Below are 21,411 nucleotides of genomic sequence, written 5' to 3' on the forward strand. Positions count from 1 at the left end.
GATGCACAGATTCCTATTGAGTAAAAATGGCAATCCCTCCGAGATTAGGGATTTTCCTGAGGTGGGAACTCCTTATACCCGGCTCATCCATAAGGTTTTTCCTTCTGGATATTTTAATGATGGTAGGGATGGAGAAAAACGTAATTAAAAAAGAGAATAGAAAGCCTAATCCTATTTTCACGTAAAAAATAGAAACTCCTGATTCGCTTAAGAACAATTCAAAATTCTTCATTTTTTTTATTAAGCACATCATCAACATTCCTAAAAAAACATCGGGTTTATCTTACAAAAAGCTACCTATCAATGTTTTATATAATGACTGGAATAATTGTACTTATCATTTGTGTTACAACAATCTTCTTATCAGCTTCTTTTGTCCTGCAAAAAACAGCAGATAAAAAATCTTTTTTTCATCGGCAAAGATAAAAGATAATTCTTACCAAAACGATTATAGTTTAATATATCTCGAATTTTTATTTTTCTTTCATCCATAAAAACGGCCAGTTCAGCATCCATTTTATAAAATATTCCGCTGTCTTTTACAAAAGCCAGGTAAGCCAGAAAAGAATATACCCCTTCAAAGATCTGAAAATTTTTAAGCTCTTTCCTTTTGTGGGAATATCCTGATTTTTCAAATGCAGCTTCCACGTCTTTTACTGCTTTCAGGATATCAAGACCTTTTTCGGTATGAGTTTTTGTAATAGAATCCGTACGTTCCAGGTACTGATAATGAAAGTTCTGGGTCTGAGCCAAGACGCTACACTCCAGAAGTAACTGCGGGATCAGCTGAATATCTTCAAAATGAACTCCCTTTTTAAATCTTTTATGGTCGAAAAGCTCTTTTTTGAACAACTTATTGCAGGCAAAGTAGCTGAGATCAGAAAAAACAGAGAAGTGATCTTCCAGTTCTATTTTTTCAGACATATTGGGAATCTGGGTCAGCTTTTGGGTTACTTTCCCGTCCTGATCTACTTTCTGAATATTGCAGATGACCATTTTAGCCTGATGTTTTTCTGCCAGCTGCAGCATTTCTTCAAACATCGTTTCCGTAACGTAGTCATCACTGTCTACAAAACCGATGTAGGCGCCCGAAGCTCTTTCTATCCCAAAATTTCTGGCATCACTTAAGCCGCCGTTCTCTTTGGAAAAAGCTTTTATTTTCTCGGGAAAATTCTTTGCATATTCTTCAATAATAAGTCCTGAACGATCTTTGCTGCCGTCATCAACAACTATAATCTCAATATCCTGAAGAGTCTGGTTAACCAGGGAATCCAGGCATTTCGCCAGATAATTTTCTACGTTATACACAGGAACTATAACTGAGACCATCATTTTCTTTGTTCTAAATTAGCAATTCCGTTGGCCAGAAATTCGCTGAATTTCTGATACCCCTGTTTGTTTAAGTGCAGAGGGTCTGCATATAAGTCCCGGTTTTTATCGTAATCAGAGCTTACTTCATCAAAATTGAGCATGATTACCTTTTTATCCAGGCCGTCTTTTTTAATTCTTCGGACAGCGCATTTCTGTATTCCGGTATTTTAAATTGATTGCCTTCATTTAAAACCAGTTCAGCCCCCCTGTTGCTAAGGCTGCTGATTATATTTTTATTTTTAAAATTTTCTTCAACACCAAATTCCGGAAGGGAAACTATAACCGGCCTGATGTTATAATGAAGGAGCGTTTTAATGATCATCACCATATGATGGGTATAAAATTCAGGTCCCACATGGGTTGCGGCATCATTTACACCGGCAATTACGATACAGTAATCCGGCTTTTTTTCGATGATTTTTTTGGAGGAAAATTCTTCCGTGTCGTCTTTAAAAAGGTTTTCGTAAATCTTTTTGGTCTTAGCACCAGGATTTCCTGATGAATAGATCCCGGATTGTATACCTCTATCCAAAAGTTTTTTCTGTAAAAGCGAATCCAGATTCTGTCTTACGACCCAACTGTCGCCAATAATGCCGATCTGCAAACCATTTTCCGGTTTTGTACGGGAAGAAAAATAATCTTTCTCGCCGGCATAGGAATATTTATTCCAGAAATACACGAAGCAGAATACTCCGGCTAACAGAACAATACCAATTAATATTTTTTTTCATCTTATGTGTCGTTAAAAAGTCAGCCTGGGATTAAGCGTTCCTCTTTTTGCTTCTTCAAAATCTTTTTTAGAACATGGGATACAGTTTTCTATATTTTCATCTTCTCCAAAATACCAGAGATTGCTGAAGGTATCTCTTTTGAAAGCATACTGTTCATCATCAATCAGAACATAGAACAGTTCGTAATGCCTTTCTTTCGGATGAGACCGCTGGATATTGATCCCTTCAATCAGGTACCAGAGCATTTGTGCCAGCAGCTGGTGGTTGAGCTGGCTTTCGGAGTAAATATTATAATTAAAAATTCCGACGGATTTTAAATTCTCGCTCAGCCCTATTTCTTTCATATAGGCACATATCTCTCTCCTGTTCAGCCCATTCACCTGAGGATTCATGGAAAACGGCTCGCTGAAACTTTCAATGGCATCACAGTTTAAGGTGACCAGATCTGCTTTTCTGAAAAACGGTTCTGTTTTTTCCGTGGAATTCATCATTTCCGCCAGACGGACAATGTCAAACTGTACTTCTTTGATCAATCTTACCGAATCTGTTTCGTTCAGATGTTTCTGATAGCCCAGATGGTGATAGTTTTTGATGGAAAAATTTTTGGAACCGAGTATTTTCCCCAAAAAGGTGTGTTCATTAATTGTTTCGCCCTGCTGCAGGGAAATAATATTGCTAATCTGGGTATAGTTGATATTTTGTTTATGAAAATTCAATGTTGAGAATAGAGAAAAAGCAAAATCATTGGATCCTCCGATAATCACCGGAAGAGCTCTTTTGTAATGACATGCCGACAAAACTTCCTGAAGGATGTAATGGGAATCCTGAACGGATTTTCCGGAAACCAGATCTCCAAGGTCTACAACAGGAACTTCGAAATCAAGCTGTGAAAGCTTATAAAATTCTTTTCTCACTGCTGTAAAGTCCTGCACTTCTGCATCACCGCCCGCACCTCTGTAATCCGAGACAAAAAGAAGGACAATGCTGTCTTCCTTTATATCTTTTGTGATCCTGCTGCCGATCTGCCAGCTTTCTGCTTTGAAATTCCTTGGTGAAATGATAAAATCTTCAAAATCCATATGTAATCCGAGAACTTGAGAATACGTTAATTTATTTATTGAACAAACATACAAAAAAACCACAGCAAGTTGATATACTGCGGTATTTTTATTGATAAAAAAAGCCGTCAACACTTATGTTAACGGCTTTGTATAGTTAATTTACTCTTACTTTTTCTTGGCCACTGTCTTTTTTGCAGCGGTTGTTTTTTTAGCGGCAGGTTTCTTGGCTGCCGGCTTCTTTTTCTCTGCAAAAGCATTTTTATCCTGATCGGTAATCCATTTTTTAACCTCATCAAGGGATACTTCCTTCAGCTCTTCTGCTTCATATTTCGTATCATCTTTTTTCTTAGGGATCTTGAACATGGCTTTCCCGAATTTTACGAATGGCCCCCATCTTCCGTTTTCAATAGAGATTTTCTCTTTTTCCCATTGCTGGATGTATCGGTTGGCTTCTTTTTCAAGCTTGGCGTCAATCAGTTCATCAATATCGCTTTGGGAAAGGTTGTCGAAATTATATCTTTTCGGAACATTCACAAAAATATCTTTGTATTTGATGAACGGCCCGAATCTTCCTGTGCCTTTCGTTACAGGGTCTCCTTTATAAGTTGCGATCGGTGCATCCGCTTTTTTCTTTTCGTTGATAATTTCTTCTGCGCGTGCCTGGTTGACGGAAAGAGGATCTTCTCCTTTCGGAATGCTAATAAAGGTTTCGCCCCATTTTACATAAGGCCCGAATCTTCCGACTCCTACGGAAACCGGCTGTCCTTCAAATGCCTCAAGCTCAAATGGCAGCTTGAAAAGCTCAAGAGCTTCGGCTAAAGAGATGGTTGCAATATTCTGGCCTGCCATTAATGACGCGAAAATCGGCTTTTCCTCATCTTCCGTTTCACCGATCTGGATCATGGCACCGAATCTTCCGATTCTTGCATGAACGTTTTTACCGGTTTTGGGATCTACTCCAAGAAGCCTGTCACCGGTGGCTCTGTCTGCATTTTCTTCTACATCTTCAATTCTGGGATGGAACTTTGAGTAGAAATTGGTCATCATTTCTTTCCATTTCTGGTCTCCGTTGGCAATTTCGTCAAAGCTTTCCTCTACTCTGGCAGTAAATCCGTAGTCCAGAATTTCTTTGAAATTATCGGTCAGGAAGTCATTCACGACTTCACCGATATCTGTAGGTACAAATTTATTTTTGTCGCCCCCGAATTTTTCTTCAAGGACTTCTTTTTTGATTTTGTCTTTTGTAAGGGACATTTTCACCACTTCACGGGTCTGAGGATCAATCTCTCTTTTGTCCACATACTCTCTGTTCTGAATGGTCTGGATCGTAGGTGCGTAAGTAGACGGACGGCCAATTCCCAGCTCTTCAAGTTTTTTCACCAGACCTGCTTCCGTATATCTTGCGCTCGGTCTTGTGAATTTTTCTGAAGCAGTGATCTTTTTATAGCTTAAAATTTCACCAACACTTACTTTAGGCAGAAGCTTTTCGTTGTTTTCCTCATCATCATCTTCCGTTTTTACAATCCCGTAAGCTTTTAAGAAACCATCAAAGATGATCACCTCTCCCTGTGCTTCGAAATGTTGAGGCAATGAAGCGTTTCCGATTTCAATTACGGTCTTCTCAATTTTGGCATTAGCCATCTGTGAAGCCAGCGTTCTCCTGTATATTAACTGATATAATCTGTTTAATTGGGCATCACCGATGCTTTTTACTGCAAAATCAGTCGGACGGATCGCTTCGTGAGCTTCCTGTGCAGAGGCAGATTTTGTGGTATAATTTCTTGGTGATGAATATTCCGCTCCGTATTCTGAAACGATTTGTTTTTTTGCTCCTTCAATGGCTTCCTGCGAAAGGTTTACAGAGTCCGTTCTCATATAGGTAATATACCCTTCTTCATACAGTCTCTGTGCAAGACGCATGGTATTGGTTACATTGTATCCTAATCTGGAAGAGGCTTCCTGCTGCAGGGTAGAAGTAGTAAAAGGCGCAGAGGCAGAACGTGTTCCCGGTTTAGTCTCAACATTCAGAACTTTAAATTCTGTAGTTTTTGCTTTTTCAAGGAATTTTTCTGCATCTTCTTCCTTTTCGAAGTCTTTTTTAAGCCTTGCAGCAATCTCCTGCTCGGTTTTATTCAAGAAAATACCGTCCAACTTAAAGCTTGCTTTCGGAACAAATTCACGGATCTCTTTTTCTCTCTCCACAATTAACCTTACCGCTACAGACTGTACTCTTCCTGCAGAAAGTCCCGGTTTTACTTTTTTCCAAAGTACGGGAGACATTTCAAAACCTACAATCCTGTCCAGAACTCTTCTTGCCTGCTGGGCATTGACAAGGTTCTGATCAATATCTCTCGGGTTTTCAATCGCTTTTAGAATGGCATTTTTAGTAATCTCGTGAAAAACAATTCTTTTTCTGCTTTCCGGCTTTAATTTTAATTCGTCCGCCAGGTGCCATGCAATAGCTTCTCCTTCGCGGTCTTCATCGGAAGCCAGCCATACCATTTCAGCTTTCTTTACAGCAGCTTTAAGTTCTGTTACCAGCTTCTTTTTATCAGCCGAAACCTCGTAATCTGGACTGAATGTGGCAAGGTCTATTCCCATTCCTTTCTTAGGAAGGTCACGGATGTGTCCGAAACTTGATTTTACTTCAAAATCCTTCCCTAAATATTTCTGAATAGTTTTTGCTTTTGCCGGTGACTCTACGATTACTAAATTTTTCGACATTCTAAAAATTTTTTGCAAAAGTAAAGCTTTTTTATTATATACATTTTGTTAAAACGGTTTAATTTAATTTTTAGATGGGTTTAATAGGCGTTCCTGAGGGCATTTTCAGATATACCAAGTCCTTTAGAGAGTACGGTTTAGCGTAAAGTCCATCCTGATTGAAGCAGGTGATATAGAATTTTTCATCAATGGTGATAGATGTAAAACATATATAAAAAAGCAGAACAGGAACCCTATTCTGCTTTATCTAATACTATTTTAATCCTACTGTTTAATAATCTTCACAATTTCTTCAGCATTATTAATCCTGACCAGATACACCCCTGAACTGAGTGCAGAAAGGTCTGTTTTGCCGTTTTCAAATTTTCCGGATCTCACCAGCTGTCCGGAGACATTGTAGATCTGATAGTAATAGCCATCCTTTTCCGGTGCCTTGATATACAGGATATCTTTTACCGGATTGGGAAATAAAGAAATTTTATTGTTATTTACTTTTTCCATTACTTCAGCACTGCTCAGAGCCGCTGATGCTTTTCCCGAAGCCAGAGCTGTAACCGGTAACCTTGGAATAGGACCTTCCTCATTTCCCTGGGCATCATATTTTATTCTTACGCATCGGCAGCTTGTGGCAAAATACGGATCATTATTATCATTAAAGGCAATAAAGCGGTTGGCCGTAGAAGCAGCATCAAACATTACGTTCACTGACCTTCCCAGGTAATTTGAAGCCAAACCTGCCGTCCATACCGCAGGATACTGGAAATTAATGTTATTGAATGTTCCCGTAGGAGTCTGATTGGCGATCACATTTCTATATCCCCGCATACCTGAATTCGGATAGTTACCAACTACATAAGATGGTCCTATCAACATATAGCCTATAGTAGAAGTCGTAGACGGGTTTCTAACTCTGTATCCCGAGTAATCCGTACTTACACTATAAAATGTAGCTACATTCTTGTCTTTTTTATACCAGGGCGACTGTCCAAAGTCCTGGTTAGAAATCAAGGCTACGTTGCTAAGATCAGGAATTCTCCAGCCTTCCGGACACGGGTCAAAAGGAGATTTTTCACCGCCTCTTCCCCATCGGTCAGGAGCGAGATTGGGTTCATTGGCAAGCCAGTCGGTTCCATTGGTATAGTTGGGCATACTACTATTATAGGGAGCAAAAGTGCTTGGAATCATATACGTTAAAGGATTTTTCACGGAATAAGACAGCACTTTTGCTATTTTATCTGCCGGTTTATCTGTACTTTGGGCAACCGAAGCCGCGTAAGTATTATAAGGAACTATATAATTTCCTGACATATTATTGTAAGCAGCATATGTTAAAGTAGTATAGGCAATAGTTCCGGTTGCTGATGCTGTCCCTAAAAATATACTAAACGAACCTCTGTTATCCGCATGCTGGAATGTCGGGATCGGATCTTTTCGTCCCCACTGGTAATGCATTCCTGTAGAGGCCCGTATTTGGGCAAGCTCGGCAGCAGTAGGTGTAAGTGCATTGGCAACGGTTGGAAATGCGTCTGCTGCTCCAAGATTCCGGTCCATAAATTCTGTCTGAAGTATAACATCGGCTTTATTTACATAATTTATATAGTTCACCGCTTCCGTTGCCGGAAGCTCTGTTTTATAGACATAAGATCCCAGAGGAGAGTCGGTTATCCAGATATGCCAGCTCCAATACACCGGAGCAGTAATGCTTCCGTTATGCAGGGTTACAACTGCATTTCCACTTTGATTCGGATTGATGTCTACTGATATTTTTGAATCACTGAGGCTTTGAAGTGAATTAGGGAAGGATTAATGACTGATATCCTGTTAATCAGAGCCGTATTGGTGGTCCAGAGTACATTTGCTTTCAGACTGTTAAAATTCGCTGGAACCAATATATCCTGATTATTCAAAAACTGGCTCTGCACCGAGAAAGCTTTGCTTACAGGAATCTCTACCGTAAAAAGGCTTGATTTTTTAACAGCCTGGTAGGTATTGGGGTTATCGATCCCTTCTCTGTATTCTGCCGGAGGATCAAGATATTCTGAAGGAAAATCATAGTTGTCTACAATATAAAGAGGATCTTTAATACATCTGCATCCATTGGCCTCGGAAGTATACATTCCTGACATGGGCATATAAAAATATCGTCCCTTAATATTGGGATAATTAGGATCGGGCACATCCGGCTGGCCTTTGTCGGGGATCATAAAAAGACCTCTGGTAGTTACTGCAGGAGAAGCATCAAAATGTCTGGTCATGGTTGCCGTCCATAAAGCAACATGGTGCTGATCGGTATACTGACCCTGGTGAGCTGATCTTATCAGCTGCCCCGTTCCGGGAAAAACACCCATATTATTTCCTCCTGCATTGGAAAGATCAAAACCTAAATTAGGGTAAACCTTAAATCCAGTCATAAAAGATGGCATTCCGTTATCAGTAGGTTTTATGATGTGGTATTTATTGGTTTCGAAAACACTTTTCGCCATGTTGGTTCTGACTCCGAAAGGGGAAAAATCGAGCCTTATATCATCCACATAAGTCTGAGAGGCCAGGTTGGCGACAAGCATTGACGGCATTCTCCATCCGTTCGGGCATGGATCATAAGATGATTTATCTCTGTAAGGCCTGGCACTGGTATCGTTGTTATATCCGGTACTGATGAGTCCCTGGGAATTATCCGACCAAAGATTAAGTTCGGAAAGCCTGTTATCGGGCAGATTTGCTGAACGTCCGAACCAGTTGACCTGAAGATTGAGGTTATTATTATAATATGCCTGACCGCTGTTATCATCTTTGTTCACATAGATCAGGCTAAGCGGATTCTTTATGGAAAGCCTGATATTATTGGTCACTTCAGCATTTGAAAGGAGAACATATTTCGTAAGGTTATCAATATTTACAGCACCGGTCATGTTCTTTGCGCCTCTATGCCTTACTCTTCCTATAGAGCCGGAAACCTCATAGAAATCATTTCCTCTTGTCACTAAAGGCGGGATAGGATCTTTCCTGCCCCATTGATACAGGAGTCCGCCGCTTCTGTTCCAGTCCGAAGAAGTAATAGAGCTGCTTATAGCCCCAAGATTACGGTCCATCCACCCCCAATCGGAGTCGGGAATTGGTTCGACTGTTCCATCCGCTCTCATTCTTGCCATATTATCGAAGCTTTTATATTTAGATCCGTTGGTAGGATCATCAGTTACCCATATATGCCAGCTCCAGTATATTTCACCGTTTATTTTCAGGGCAATAACGGCATTTCCTTTCTTAGCCTTGTTGATGGGAACTTTTATTTTGGCATTTTCATTGGTGCTCATGACTTCGAGTGAGTATCCGGATCCGGATTTAATAAGACCATGGGTATCTTCCCACAGGACATCGGCTGTCATTTTCCCGGAAGGAATTCCGTCACTTTTGATGTACCCGTCGTCTTTCCACATAGCGTATGCTTTTTTTACCGGAATCAACAGGCCTTCACTAGCTTGCCTAGGATCAAAAATATAGCTGTTGGGAGCTTTGGTCCAGTCGGGGACTGCTAAAATTTTATTGCTGGGGTTCGTTAAACTATCCCCTACCGTAAGCACTGATTTTCCTGTCAAGGGCTCAGGAAAGATCTTTTTTACTTCTCTACTATTCCTGGAATAGGTACAGATCGACACTAGGCAAAAAATTGCCGCAAAATTTTTAATTAAATTTTTCATATCCTTAGACTTGTGTGCTATCAAAGGAAATACAACTTTTAAGCCCTCGTTACAAATAACCAATTAATATTATAAATAATTAAATTATACATTAATTAAATTAACAATAACAAATAATTAAAAGATTATAAATACAAAAACAGCAATTTCTACTTTTCACACAAAAGTAACTGTTTTTGTTAAAATTTCTTATGATTCAGCTCAATCATAAAACTTTATAATTCCAGAAAGTCAAGAAAAAAGACAGCTCTGTGGCTGTCTTTTTAATATATGATCAGTAATAAATTAATTTTACGGAAGAATATGATTTTTATAAAGATCAATGGTAAATCGACCTACTTTAATATTTATGAAGGAGGAAAACACTACAATGTTAAAGATAACAAGCGCGATGATAAAAGTATAAATCATCTTCTTCACTCCGCTTGAAACCACATACATTGCATTGGGAATCAAAACATAAGAAAACCCGACAAATGCCCCCACAAGCCTTGACGAGAATACAGGGTTATTCCTGAAAATAAAGTAGAAACAGATCCCGACAACAGCATAGTTTCTGTGGTATTCGTAGTAGGGATATTTCTCTTTCATTTTGGTATCGAATGTAAACAGGAAGAAGGTCAGAATCATCATCATCACTTCGGGAATCCCGAAACCACCGTTCAATCTTTCTGTGGATTCATACATGTATCCGTTTAAACCGTTCACCAGAATATTGTCTGAAGCCATACCCTCCAAAAAGCTTCCAAAGACACGGTATATCTCGAACGGTGAAAGAAATACAGAAATAATGATCAGGATGAGCATTATCGTTTTGTTCAATGGAACACGGGCCAGCCAGTACATCGGGAGGAACAGGTAGCTTACCGTATGTATTCCTGATGCCAGAAATATGAAAAATAAGTAGTGCCACAGCTTCCGCTGCTTAATATACCGGATAGCGAAATAAACAATAAATGTCCCAAGATTCTGCCTGATCTGTCCACTTTCCCCAACAAAGAAGTAGGGAACAAACATGAAAAGGGTAAATGTAAAGGGATAAAAAGTATTATCTTCCGTGTATTCTATCTTAAAAAAAATAGCACAAATAGCAATAACCAAAGTAAGCACATAAAAAGGTGCATTAAAGACATTCAGCAATATCTTATTGATCAGGGTATACAGCCACTCTACCTCCAGCTGGTCGGGCCCCTGCATATGAAGCATCTTCATGAAAATACTGTAGTAGCTCTTCGTATCGGAATAAATATAGAGCCCTTTATAACTTCCGTAGTCAGGTCCCACATTATCACGGAAACCTACCAATATAACGAGATAGATTCCTAAAAACCAGAACCATTTTTTATCTACTTTTTTTCCAAAAACCTCCTGTACACTAAAGAAAAGCATGTATACAATCGCAACAAAAAAATAAGGATGTAATAGACTCATGCTAATCTAATGTGGTTTTAATTGATTGGGCATACAAAAGTAAGATGCAAACCTGTACATAAGATAATGCAGACAGCAGAAAAGGGATACCATTATAAAATAGCAATCCGTTTGTTTTTTCATCATTTTTTTCAACATATCTAAAACAGATTCTTATTTCTTTAATAAAATATTGGTTTAAAATATATTTTAAGAGGGAACTTTTGCAAAAGTAGAATATTTTTTTATTCTGCCTAGAATATTTTGTTGATTTTCAGACAAAACTTATAGCCGAAATATTTTGAACTAATACTGAAAAAATTAAATTTGCAGACTTGATTCCATACGCTAATGCATCGTTTTTTTATATTTTTATATTATCTGATTTCTAAAAACAGGATTCTTTCAGTAATTATTGCTTTAGGAATAGCTGTTATATGCGGATTTTTTGCCTCAAAAATTAACTTTGAGGAAGATATCAATCAGATTATTCCTAAAAATGAAAAATCCGATCTTACGGCAAAAGTTCTTAAACAGCTGAATTTTTCGGATAAAATCATAGTCATTATAGAAAACAAATCCAAGGAAGACGGTTTTTTGCTCTCAGAAACAGCAGATACTTTCCTTCAAAAAATTGAACCTCTGAAAAAATATATCGGTGCCGTCCAGGGAAAGGTGAACGACAGTGAAATTTCGGAAACATTTGATTTTGTAAGTCAGAACCTGCCTCTTTTCCTCGATGAAAATGATTACAAGGAAATTGAAAGGAAACTGCAAAAAGACAGCATCGCCAAACAGGTAGAGAACAATTATGTTTCCCTGGTGTCCCCTACAAGCCTTGTCACCAAGGATTTCATTAAAAAAGACCCTCTGGGAATTACTTATCTGGGAATTAAGAAATTAAATGCTTTAAACATCAGCAAAGATTTTAAGCTCGAAGACAATTACATCGTCACGAAAGACGGAAAAAACCTTTTGCTTTTCATTGATCCTAAAAATAAGAGCAATGATACCAAAGGTAATGAAGCTTTCATCAATCAGCTTAACCAGATAAAGGACGATATCAATAAGCAGTTTAAGGGTAAAACAGAACTCAACTATTTCGGTTCCCCGGTGATTGCCGTAGCCAATGCACAGCAGATCAAAAAAGACATCCAGAATACGGTAATGATCTCCATGGCGGTACTGCTGATTCTGCTGATGTACTATTTCAGGAATTTCTTTACCCCCATTATTGTATTTCTTCCGACTGCATTTTCGGTGTTGCTTGCCCTGCTGATTCTTTATTTTATAAAAGATAAAATTTCAGCTATTTCCTTAAGCGTAGGAGCTATTCTTATTGGAATCACGATAGATTATGCCCTTCACATTCTCACCCATTACAAACACAATAATAATATTGAAGAGCTTTACAAAGAAATCACCCAGCCCATTGTACTGAGCAGCGCCACTACGGCCGTTTCTTTTTTATGCCTGGTATTTGTACGCTCTGAGGCCTTGAAAGATCTCGGCCTTTTTGCAGCTATTACAGTGATTTTATCCTCCATTACTGCATTGATTATCGTTCCTCAGCTTTACCATCCTAAAGAGAAAGAGGACAAACACAATGCGAATTTTATAGACAGGATCGGCTCTTATCCTTATGAGAAAAACAAACCTTTGATCATAGGATGCTCCATCATTATTATTGCCTGCCTTTTCGGTTTCAGACATGTGGGATTCAATGAAGATATCGGGGACCTGAATTATATTCCAAAAGAATTAAAGATAAGCGAAGCGAAGCTGCAAAAGCTTTCCGACATCACGTCCAAATCTATCTACACTATTTCCTACGGAGATTCTGAAGAAAAGGCGCTGGCAAGAAACACCCAGCTAAGCAGTTTCCTTGAGAAAGAAAAGCAGGAAGGAAAAATTCTGAGCTACAATTCCCTTGGAAACGTTGTACTTTCAGAAAAGGATCAGAAACAGAGAATTGAAGTCTGGAATCAATTCTGGAATGGAGATAAAAAAAGCCGCACGGTTTCAGAGCTGGTGAGCAGCGGGAATCAGTTTGGGTTCAACAATACTGCTTTTGATAATTTCAATGAAATTTTAAATAAAAACTATACCACTTTAAGCCTTCAGGATTATCAGAAAATCAAAGCTTTGCAGATCTCTGAATTTCTGAGCAACGAAAATGGATTTTACACCGTTTCCAATGTTGTAAAAGTAGATGAAAAGAAAAGAGATGCATTCATAAAAGATGTTGAAAAGAACCACGATGCACTGGCCATTGACCGTCAGCAAATGAATGAAAACTTCCTGGGACTACTGAAAAAGGATTTCGGCACGCTCATTAACTATTCTCTTCTGGCCATCATCCTTACCATCATCGTTTTCTTTAGAAATTTCGAGCTTACCGTTCTCACCATGTTCCCTATTGTACTGACAGGAATCGTGACGGCAGGTATCCTATATTTCTTTGGATTAGAATTGAATATTTTCAGTACCGTAGTCTGCACACTGGTTTTCGGTGTGGGAGATGACTTTAGTATTTTCTTGACAAAAGCCATGCAGAAGGAGCATACAACAGGAAAAAATGAACTTCCAACCTACAGAACTTCTATTATTCTTGCTGTTTTCACCACAGTTTTATCTATCGGTTCTCTAATCTTCGCCAAACATCCGGCATTGCATTCACTGGCATTAGTCGCCTTAATCGGGATGTTCTCAGTAATCATTATCACCTCAACGCTTTATCCGTTCTGGTTTAGGCTACTGATCACAAACAGGGCAAAAAAGGGCTTTCCCCGATCACCTTCGGGTTATTTTTAAGATCCGTCCTGTCCTTCTTTTATTATGGATTGGGAGGATTTGTCTTTTCACTGATCGGAAGTATGTTTGTCAAAAGGTCAAAAGGAAAAACATTAGATATCATTAAATGGATTTTAGCTAAATTTTTAACATCAGTACTGCACACCAACCCATTTGTAAAGAAAAGAGTGATAAAAAATCCGGCGGAAGATTTCAGCAGACCTGCCGTGATCATTGCCAACCATACCTCTTTCCTGGATACGCTCGCCATTGCTATGGCCACACATAAAATCATCTATCTGGTGAACGACTGGGTGTATGAATCCCCGGTTTTCGGAAGACTGGTAAGAGCACTTGGCTTTTTTCCGGTTTCCCAGGGAATAGAGAACGGAATGGAAAAACTGAAAGAAAAAATTAACCAGGGCTATTCTCTGGTAGTTTTTCCTGAAGCAGAACGTTCTTACACCAATGATATCAAAAGATTCCACAAAGGAGCATTTTATCTGGCAGAAGAGTTCGGCCTGGATATTCTTCCGTTGTACATCCACGGAAATTCCGAAGTCCTTCCCAAAGGAGACTTTATTATTTATGATGGAAGTATCACCGTAAAAGTAGGCGAAAGGATCAGTAAAGATGATGCCAGCTTTGGAAAAAACTATTCTGAAAGGACAAAAAAGATCAATGCCTATTTCCGGGATCAATTTGCGGAACTTCGAAATAAACTGGAGGACGAGGATTATTTCAGAAAAAAACTATTTTTAAGCTATCTCTACAAAGACAGTGAAGTGGTGAAAGAAGTCAAAGATGATTTTAATGCCAACAAAGCCGTCTATTTTGAACTGAACAAACATATTCCGAAAGACGCATCAATTCTGCATATGGCAGATGATTTCGGACAGAAGGATATCCTGCTCACCCTTTACCAGGCAGAAAGAAGAATTTTTTCTTTCATTAAAGATGAAGAAAGAAGAGCAACAGCCAAACAAACCTATCTGGTAAAAAGGAGAAAACTGAACTATATTAGCAGCATCCCGGAAATCAATAAAAAGATTGACATTCTTCTGATTTCGGATAAAGATTTTGATCTCAGTACGCTGAAGGAGCTTCCCGAGACCATTATCCTGCTGAACATACCACATTATGAGCTGAAAAATTCAGATTATCAGCAGAAATTCAGTTCGCAAGCAATAAAAATACTCAAAAAACACTAAATAAATATGAAAAGCATATTTTTGTAACCGCTAAAGAATATTAATGAAAAAAAACATACTGATCATTTACTATTCGCAAACCGGCCAGCTGGAGGATATTGTGAAGAATGTGGCCCGGCCTTTCGAAGCCAGAAAGGAAGAATACGATGTTACCTATTATAATATCAGGCTGAAAGAAGACTTCCCTTTCCCATGGCCGGGAGACGTTTTCTTCAACACCTTCCCTGAATCTTATCTTCAGATCCCTAAAGAGATTTTTCCGCCTTCCGATGAGATCCTCAACAAAAAGTATGACCTCATCTTATTCGGATACCAGGTATGGTACCTTACCCCGTCCATCCCTATCATTTCTTTCCTGAAAAGCAGTTTCGCGGAAAAGATTATGAAAGACACCGATGTGGTTACCATTTCTGGCACCCGCAACATGTGGATGCTTTCCCAGGAGAAGCTGAAGGTCTATTTAAAAAATCTTGGCGCAAAATTGGTAGGGAATATTGCTCTGGTAGACAGGCATGATAATTATACGAGTGTTCTGACCATCTTACGCTGGCTGACCACCGGACAGAAAGAGAAATCAGGCCTACTGCCGGCCGCCGGAATCTCCGATGAGGAAATTGCAGGCTCAGTAAAGTATGGGAATATCATAGAAAAACATTTCAGCAGCGGAAATCTCTCAGGTCTCCAGCCTGACCTGGTAAAGAATGGGGCTGTAGAGATCCGTCCTTTTTGGTAAGAGTGGAAAAAGTAGGTAATAAGATCTTTACCGTATGGTCCAACCTCATTATCAAGAAAAAGAGAAACGTCCATTGCTGATAAAATTCTTTAAGGTATATTTGATGGCTGCGATATGGATTATTTCACCTGTCGTCTTAGTTTTACACTTACTGACAACCCCTATATTTTGGTTTAAAAGACAAAAACAAAAAACATATTTACAAGGAATTAATTTAAAATAGAATGTACGACGTATTTATAACAAAAGCATCAACATATTTACCCAACAGCCCGGTATCAAATGATGAAATGGAAACTTATCTTGGTCTGATCAACGGTGTTCCTTCTAAAGCAAAATCACTGATTTTAAGAAATAACAAGATCACCACAAGATATTATGCTTTGGACAAAGAAGGAAATCCTACCCATACCAATGCACAGCTGACAGCAAAAGCTGTAGAAGGATTATTCGATGAAAATTTCAGGAAGGAAGATATGAAGCTATTGTCCGTTGGAACTACTTCTCCAGATCAGATGCAGCCTTCGCATGCTTCTATGGTTCATGGTGAGCTGAATATCGGAAAATCTATTGAAATTAATACCGCTACAGGACTGTGTAATTCAGGAATGAATGCCCTGAACTACGGATTCCTTTCTGTAAAAGCCGGCGTGCAGGAAAATGCCGTTTGTGCAGGTTCTGAAAGAATGTCTGCATGGATGACTGCAGATAAATTCAACCACGAAGCGGAAAATTTAAAATTACTGGAAGAAAGACCTATCATTGCTTTCAAGAGAGAATTCCTGAGATGGATGCTTTCTGACGGTGCAGGTGCCTTCCTTTTGGAAAATAAACCAAGAGAAAATCAGATTTCTTTAAAGATAGAATTTATTGATTTCTACTCTTATGCCCACGAAATTGAAGCCTGTATGTATGCCGGATGCGACAAGCAGGAAGACGGAAGCCTGAAATCATGGGCAGACTACCCCTCTGATGAATGGCTGAAAGAATCTATTTTTGCGATCAAGCAGGATACAAAGATCCTGGACAAATATATCCTTGTAAAAGGAGCAGAAAGCTTAAGATCCTCTTTTGACAAACATAATCTGGACCCGGCAAAAATAGACCATGTTCTGGCCCACATTTCCTCAGGTTACTTTAAAGATGGCTTAAGAGAGGAGTTTGCTAAAAAAGGGATGGATTTCCCTGTTGAGAAATGGTTCTACAACCTTTCTGAAGTAGGAAACATCGGTGCCGGTTCTATTTTCATTGCGCTGGAAGAATTAATGAATTCCGGAACGCTGAAAAAAGGAGAAAAAGTACTGCTTTGTGTGCCTGAAAGCGGAAGATTTGCTTACTCTTGTGCCCTGTTAACGGTTTGCTAATGGAAAACAGACTGCCAACCTCTGACCAGGAATTTGTGGGAAGTCTTATTCCGCAGCGTTTTCCGTTTGTCATGGTTCATGAGCTTACGGAATATTCTGATGAGCATCTTGTATCAGGGTTTGAAATCAGGGAAGACAATATTTTCATTCAGGAGGGTGTATTTCAGGCTTCAGGCCTTATTGAGCACCAGGCACAGAGCGTTGCTTTACACACAGGTTACAAATATTACCTGCTAGGAAAAGACGCTCCCACAGGATACATTGGGGCCATTAAATCTTTTGAAGCGGAAACTTTACCTAAGACAGGAGACCGACTGGAATCTGAAGTAACCATTCTTCATGAAATGATGGGAGTAACATTGGTGGATATCGTAACGAAAGTTAATGGCGTGATCATTGCAAAATCTCAGATGAAAACTGCCGTAAAATAAACTGTAAATGGAAATCAAGGAAGAAAATATCATTAATATACACAACTTTCTGCCGCACCGCGAACCGATGCTGATGGCAGATTATATCCTGGAACTGACCAAAGAAAAAGTTGTGACTTCCTTTGAGATCAAAGAAGATAATATTTTTGTCCACAATGGAGAATTTGCAGAGGCCGGCCTGATTGAAAATCTCGCCCAGACCTGTTCCTCCATTCTCGGGCAGAGCTTCTTTGAAAATCCTGAAGCAGATACCAAAGTAATCGGCTTCATCACCAACATTAAAAAGATTGAAGTATTTGCACTTCCTAAAGTTGGAAACAAGATCATTTCAAAAGCCTCGCTGATTTCCCAGTATGAAAATATCTGTAATATTTTTTGTGAGACGTTTCATAATGATGAGATACTGATCAGAGGAGAGATTAATCTGTTTATTCAGGAGGTGAAATCTTAGAGATCATTAAATTGATTTAATTATATAGCCGCACAATTTGTGCGGTTTTTTTGTTTTTAGCCACGGATGACACAGACACAGATCTTCACGAATGATTGCGTTGTAAAATAGGTTTCGGCTAAAGCCGGATTGGATTTCTGATATTATTAAGCAAACGGGCTAAAGCCCGTTCCTATTAAATGGATATCGTATTTATTTGTGAAGAAATATTTGTTTTATTTGTGGTTAAATTCCAATTATAAATGAAAAAGCGGGACATTTCTGCCCCGCTTAAAAAATTGCTATCCTAAAGGTTAGTATCCGAAGATCTCTTCAAGAGAAACTTCCTGGAATGTTCCCATTTTATTAATAGATTCCATATCCAGGTTTTCTTTTTTACCGATAATGGCTGTATTGTACTTTACCGGCTTCACTTCTGTATCGTAGAAGTTGGTAAGCTGAGGTAATGTCAGCCCCTGGATTTCAGCATAAATATCTTTTCTGATATCGTAATCAACCCCCAGCTTTTTCAGTGCCAGCTGATTGAAGAAAATATTGGTTCTGTTGATCCTGTTGGAGGCAATCTGCTTCAGTGCAGAACCTTTTGAGTTTTCGAACTGCGCAGGAACCTGAGGCAATGACACCATAAGATCATTCATCGCGTTTACTGCCAAAGGAAGCTTATTGGCCTGGGTTCCTATATAATTGGTGATATAGTTGGCGTGTCCTTTTTCTGTTGCATTAGCGTAAGAAACATAAGCTGTATAAGCCAGTGATTTACTTTCTCTGATCTCCTGGAAAACAATAGACGAAAGGCCTCTTCCGAAATATTCATTGAAAACATTGGCTTTTCCAAAGTTACTTAGGTTCACCTCGCTTCCTTTGGCTACTTTAGCCATTTCCATCTGCACCATATCGTAGTTCGTGAAATATACTTTTCCTTCTGCAGCAGGCTCCGGGTACTCTTTAGCTTTCGCAGGCTGAACAGTGGTTTCCGTGATATAGGGCTTAACCGCTTTTTCCAGACCCGACTGATCTTGTCCGTAAAGCAACACTTCATACGGAGACTGGTTCAGTACTTTGACCTTTTTCATCAACTCCGTTGCATCAATGCTTTCAAGACGTTCTTTGGAAACAATGTCTGTCATTCTGGAATTTTTACCATATTTAGCATAATTCGAAAGCGCAGCCATAATTCTTACCTTGTCTTTTTTACCGGCAGCTCTTGCTTCCAGTATCGTCTTTACAGTTTTCGCGTAAATTTCCTTATCTGCTTTTACATTGGTCAGCCAGTGATTCATCAGCTCAGTACCTTTCTTCATATTTGCTTCAAGACCGCTTAATGTAATAATTACCTGATCGTTAGACGTTCTGAAGCTGTAAGAGATCCCGAGTTTATAGAACTCACCTTTCAGCTGTTCAGGAGTATATTTATCCGTTCCAAGATATTCAAAAGGGTTACAGCAATCGGCAGTTCCTTATCATTATCTGTTCCGAAAGGGAAAATATAACTGATCTGTGCCACATCATTATATTTGTTCTTAACGAAGCTTATCTTCTTGTCTTTGATTTGTGAAGTCTGAATCGCAGTCTTATAGTCAATGAATTCAGGTTTCGTCTCAGCTACTTTATTGTTTAAAATATCTTTAAGGAAAGGAGACTGAGCTTCTCTGTTAAGCTTGATCGGAGTAATGCCAGGATTCTGTACACGAACCAGCTTATCATTCACTCCTTTTTCTTTGTAAACCACTACATAATTATCCTTAAAGAAATCGTTGGCAAACTTTACAACATCTGCTTTTGTAATTTTTTCATACTGATTGATGTCATCCAGCTCATCCTGCCATGTTTTTTCATTGATGTAAGTATCATACAGGGTAGTTGCCAGTCCGTCTGCTGTTTCCCATGTTTTCATACGCTGTACCTTCTTGTCATTAACGATGGCTTTCAGCATCCAGTCAGGGAACTGACCTTTTTTCACTAAATCCAGCTGATCCAGTAACAGTTTTTTAGCCTCATCAAAAGATTGTCCCTCTTTAGGCGTTACAGACATGGTAAATGCACCATAAGTTTTAAAAGCCGATTCATAGGCTCCTGCTCCCAATACTTTTTGAGTCTGGTTCATATTAAGGTCAATAAGACCCGCATCTCCCCTGTTGCTCAGGATTTCTGCAACAACATCTGCTAACCTTGCATTCTGGCTTCCATTGGAATCCGATCTCCAGGCCAGGGTCATTCTTGGTGTGCTTGGACTTTTTACCGTTCTTGTGACAATATTGGCCATAGGTTCTTCGCTCACCATTTTTTTCATAGGAAGCTCCTTGTATTTGAAAGAACCGAAATACTGGTCAACAAGTTTGATTGTTTTATCAAAATCAAGATCACCTACTAAAACAACAGCCATATTATTAGGCACGTAATAGGTATCAAAATATTTACGGATAGCGACCATAGAAGGACTCTTCAGGTGTTCGGAAGTACCTATCGTCGTCTGCTGCCCGTTGGGATGTTTTGGGAAAAGGGCTTCCATCATGGCATAATTCACAAGACGGCCGTCATTATCCTGAGATCTGTTATACTCCTCGTAAACCGCTTCCAGCTCAGTATGGAAAAGACGCAGTACCAGCTCGGAAAAACGTTCTTTTTCTACTTTAAGCCATTTTTCAAGCTCGTTGGATGGGATGTTGTTCTTGTATACGGTTTCATCAAGCCATGTGTGGGCATTGGTTCCTGTAGCTCCCAATGAAGAAATGGCCTTATCGTATTCATTCGCGATCGCATATTTGGAAGCTTCCTGCGAAACCTCATCTATCTTTTTATAGAGAGCCTTTTTCTTTTCCGGATCTTTTTCTGCTTTATGCTGTTCATAAAGATCAGAAATCTGCTGCAGAAGTACCTTTTCCTTTGCCCAGTCCTGAGTTCCCAGATGTGAGGTCCCTTTGAAAACCATATGCTCCAGATAGTGAGCTAAGCCGGTATTGTCGCTAGGGTCATTATTAGATCCCGTTCTTACCGGAATATAAGTCTGAATTCTCGGTGCATCATCATTCTTCGCCAGGTAAACCTTCAGTCCGTTTTTCAAAGTATATACTCTAACACCGGACTGGTCATTCTTGACCGTTTCATAAGTATATCCCTGGCTATCCGTCATCTTTTGGGTTTCAAATTTCTGTGCCATTGCGCTCAGCATACAGAAAAGTGAAACGGAAATAAAAAATTTCTTCATAAGTTATTATTTAATTCAATTTCTAAAGTCTAATAAGTCTGTATTTGGTACATACTTGTTACAGCAAATCAGGATTATAATTTTTTGGATTAATATTTGAATTTACCTGTAAGGAACCTGTTTTTTGGCATCATAATTAATATGATTTACATATAATGTATTTTCACTATTTTAGCCAACTGATTAAAAAGAATCAAAAAGGTGAAGTATTTTTCATCTGAAATAAAAAAA

The 21,411-nt window shown here is 39.0% G+C and carries 14 protein-coding genes and 2 pseudogenes; 6 read left to right on the forward strand and 10 right to left on the reverse strand.

The features are described from left to right. Positions 1-13 precede the first annotated feature (13 nt). The 9 genes and pseudogenes from N4G44_RS00100 to N4G44_RS00140 form a co-directional block, all read right to left on the reverse strand. Entirely contained in the window at positions 14-232 is a 219-nt protein-coding gene (locus N4G44_RS00100; protein WP_474924070.1) for a hypothetical protein, read from the reverse strand. Positions 233-346: 114 nt separating this feature from the next. Beyond that, positions 347-1,332 (reverse strand): annotated as a pseudogene (locus tag N4G44_RS00105) (glycosyltransferase family 2 protein). Further along, positions 1,329-1,472 (reverse strand): hypothetical protein, encoded by a 144-nt coding sequence (locus N4G44_RS00110; protein WP_474924072.1) that lies wholly within the window; start codon positions 1,470-1,472, stop codon positions 1,329-1,331. Before N4G44_RS00110 ends, N4G44_RS00105 begins: the two are co-directional and overlap by 4 nt. A gap of 2 nt (positions 1,473-1,474) precedes the next feature. Continuing rightward, entirely contained in the window at positions 1,475-2,050 is a 576-nt protein-coding gene (locus N4G44_RS00115; protein ID WP_474924074.1) for a hypothetical protein, read from the reverse strand. Between the two features lie 63 nt (positions 2,051-2,113). Beyond that, positions 2,114-3,181, reverse strand: a complete 1,068-nt coding sequence (locus tag N4G44_RS00120) for a formimidoylglutamase (protein WP_042280039.1) — start codon at positions 3,179-3,181, stop codon at positions 2,114-2,116. Positions 3,182-3,328: 147 nt separating this feature from the next. Beyond that, complete coding sequence (gene topA, locus N4G44_RS00125; RefSeq protein WP_474924077.1) at positions 3,329-5,887, reverse strand: type I DNA topoisomerase; 2,559 nt, start codon at positions 5,885-5,887, stop codon at positions 3,329-3,331. 264 nt (positions 5,888-6,151) lie between these two features. Beyond that, complete coding sequence (locus N4G44_RS00130) at positions 6,152-7,576, reverse strand: T9SS type A sorting domain-containing protein (protein ID WP_474924079.1); 1,425 nt, start codon at positions 7,574-7,576, stop codon at positions 6,152-6,154. A 65-nt stretch (positions 7,577-7,641) separates the two neighbouring features. Beyond that, entirely contained in the window at positions 7,642-9,582 is a 1,941-nt protein-coding gene (locus tag N4G44_RS00135; protein WP_474924082.1) for a hypothetical protein, read from the reverse strand. Between the two features lie 291 nt (positions 9,583-9,873). Next, entirely contained in the window at positions 9,874-11,013 is a 1,140-nt protein-coding gene (locus tag N4G44_RS00140) for an EpsG family protein (RefSeq protein ID WP_474924084.1), read from the reverse strand. Between the two features lie 330 nt (positions 11,014-11,343). On the opposite strand from N4G44_RS00140, the gene N4G44_RS00145 reads away from it, so the two are divergent. From N4G44_RS00145 to N4G44_RS00170, 6 genes are all read left to right on the forward strand, one after another. Then, entirely contained in the window at positions 11,344-13,806 is a 2,463-nt protein-coding gene (locus N4G44_RS00145; protein WP_474924085.1) for an MMPL family transporter, read from the forward strand. Between the two features lie 62 nt (positions 13,807-13,868). Beyond that, entirely contained in the window at positions 13,869-14,996 is a 1,128-nt protein-coding gene (locus N4G44_RS00150) for a lysophospholipid acyltransferase family protein (protein ID WP_474924087.1), read from the forward strand. Between the two features lie 43 nt (positions 14,997-15,039). Beyond that, the gene (locus tag N4G44_RS00155) at positions 15,040-15,729 is read left to right on the forward strand and encodes a dialkylrecorsinol condensing enzyme DarA (protein ID WP_474924090.1); all 690 of its coding nucleotides are present in this window, start codon (positions 15,040-15,042) and stop codon (positions 15,727-15,729) included. A gap of 224 nt (positions 15,730-15,953) precedes the next feature. Next, the gene (gene darB / locus N4G44_RS00160) at positions 15,954-17,093 is read left to right on the forward strand and encodes a dialkylresorcinol biosynthesis protein DarB (RefSeq protein WP_474924092.1); all 1,140 of its coding nucleotides are present in this window, start codon (positions 15,954-15,956) and stop codon (positions 17,091-17,093) included. Further along, complete coding sequence (locus N4G44_RS00165) at positions 17,093-17,524, forward strand: hotdog family protein (protein WP_474924094.1); 432 nt, start codon at positions 17,093-17,095, stop codon at positions 17,522-17,524. Before darB ends, N4G44_RS00165 begins: the two co-directional genes overlap by 1 nt. Positions 17,525-17,531: 7 nt before the next feature. Next, on the forward strand, positions 17,532-17,975 hold the full coding sequence (locus N4G44_RS00170) for a hotdog family protein (protein WP_474924095.1): 444 nt from the start codon (positions 17,532-17,534) through the stop codon (positions 17,973-17,975). A 293-nt stretch (positions 17,976-18,268) separates the two neighbouring features. On the opposite strand, the pseudogene N4G44_RS00175 reads toward N4G44_RS00170, so the two are convergent. Further along, a pseudogene (locus N4G44_RS00175) lies at positions 18,269-21,180 on the reverse strand (M16 family metallopeptidase). Positions 21,181-21,411: the final 231 nt, after the last annotated feature.

This window comes from Chryseobacterium sp. GTID13 (assembly GCF_056172655.1).

Excerpts from the sequence above, each read along its gene's own strand:
- N4G44_RS00120 (WP_042280039.1), bottom strand. The coding sequence starts at position 3,181 with ATGGATTTTGAAGATTTTATCATTTCACCAAGGAATTTCAAAGCAGAA.
- darB (WP_474924092.1), top strand. The coding sequence starts at position 15,954 with ATGTACGACGTATTTATAACAAAAGCATCAACATATTTACCCAACAGC.
- N4G44_RS00150 (WP_474924087.1), top strand. The coding sequence starts at position 13,869 with ATGTTTGTCAAAAGGTCAAAAGGAAAAACATTAGATATCATTAAATGG.
- N4G44_RS00100 (WP_474924070.1), bottom strand. The coding sequence starts at position 232 with ATGAAGAATTTTGAATTGTTCTTAAGCGAATCAGGAGTTTCTATTTTT.
- N4G44_RS00135 (WP_474924082.1), bottom strand. The coding sequence starts at position 9,582 with ATGAAAAATTTAATTAAAAATTTTGCGGCAATTTTTTGCCTAGTGTCG.
- N4G44_RS00140 (WP_474924084.1), bottom strand. The coding sequence starts at position 11,013 with ATGAGTCTATTACATCCTTATTTTTTTGTTGCGATTGTATACATGCTT.
- topA (WP_474924077.1), bottom strand. The coding sequence starts at position 5,887 with ATGTCGAAAAATTTAGTAATCGTAGAGTCACCGGCAAAAGCAAAAACT.
- N4G44_RS00165 (WP_474924094.1), top strand. The coding sequence starts at position 17,093 with ATGGAAAACAGACTGCCAACCTCTGACCAGGAATTTGTGGGAAGTCTT.
- N4G44_RS00170 (WP_474924095.1), top strand. The coding sequence starts at position 17,532 with ATGGAAATCAAGGAAGAAAATATCATTAATATACACAACTTTCTGCCG.
- N4G44_RS00155 (WP_474924090.1), top strand. The coding sequence starts at position 15,040 with ATGAAAAAAAACATACTGATCATTTACTATTCGCAAACCGGCCAGCTG.
- N4G44_RS00110 (WP_474924072.1), bottom strand. The coding sequence starts at position 1,472 with ATGCTCAATTTTGATGAAGTAAGCTCTGATTACGATAAAAACCGGGAC.
- N4G44_RS00145 (WP_474924085.1), top strand. The coding sequence starts at position 11,344 with ATGCATCGTTTTTTTATATTTTTATATTATCTGATTTCTAAAAACAGG.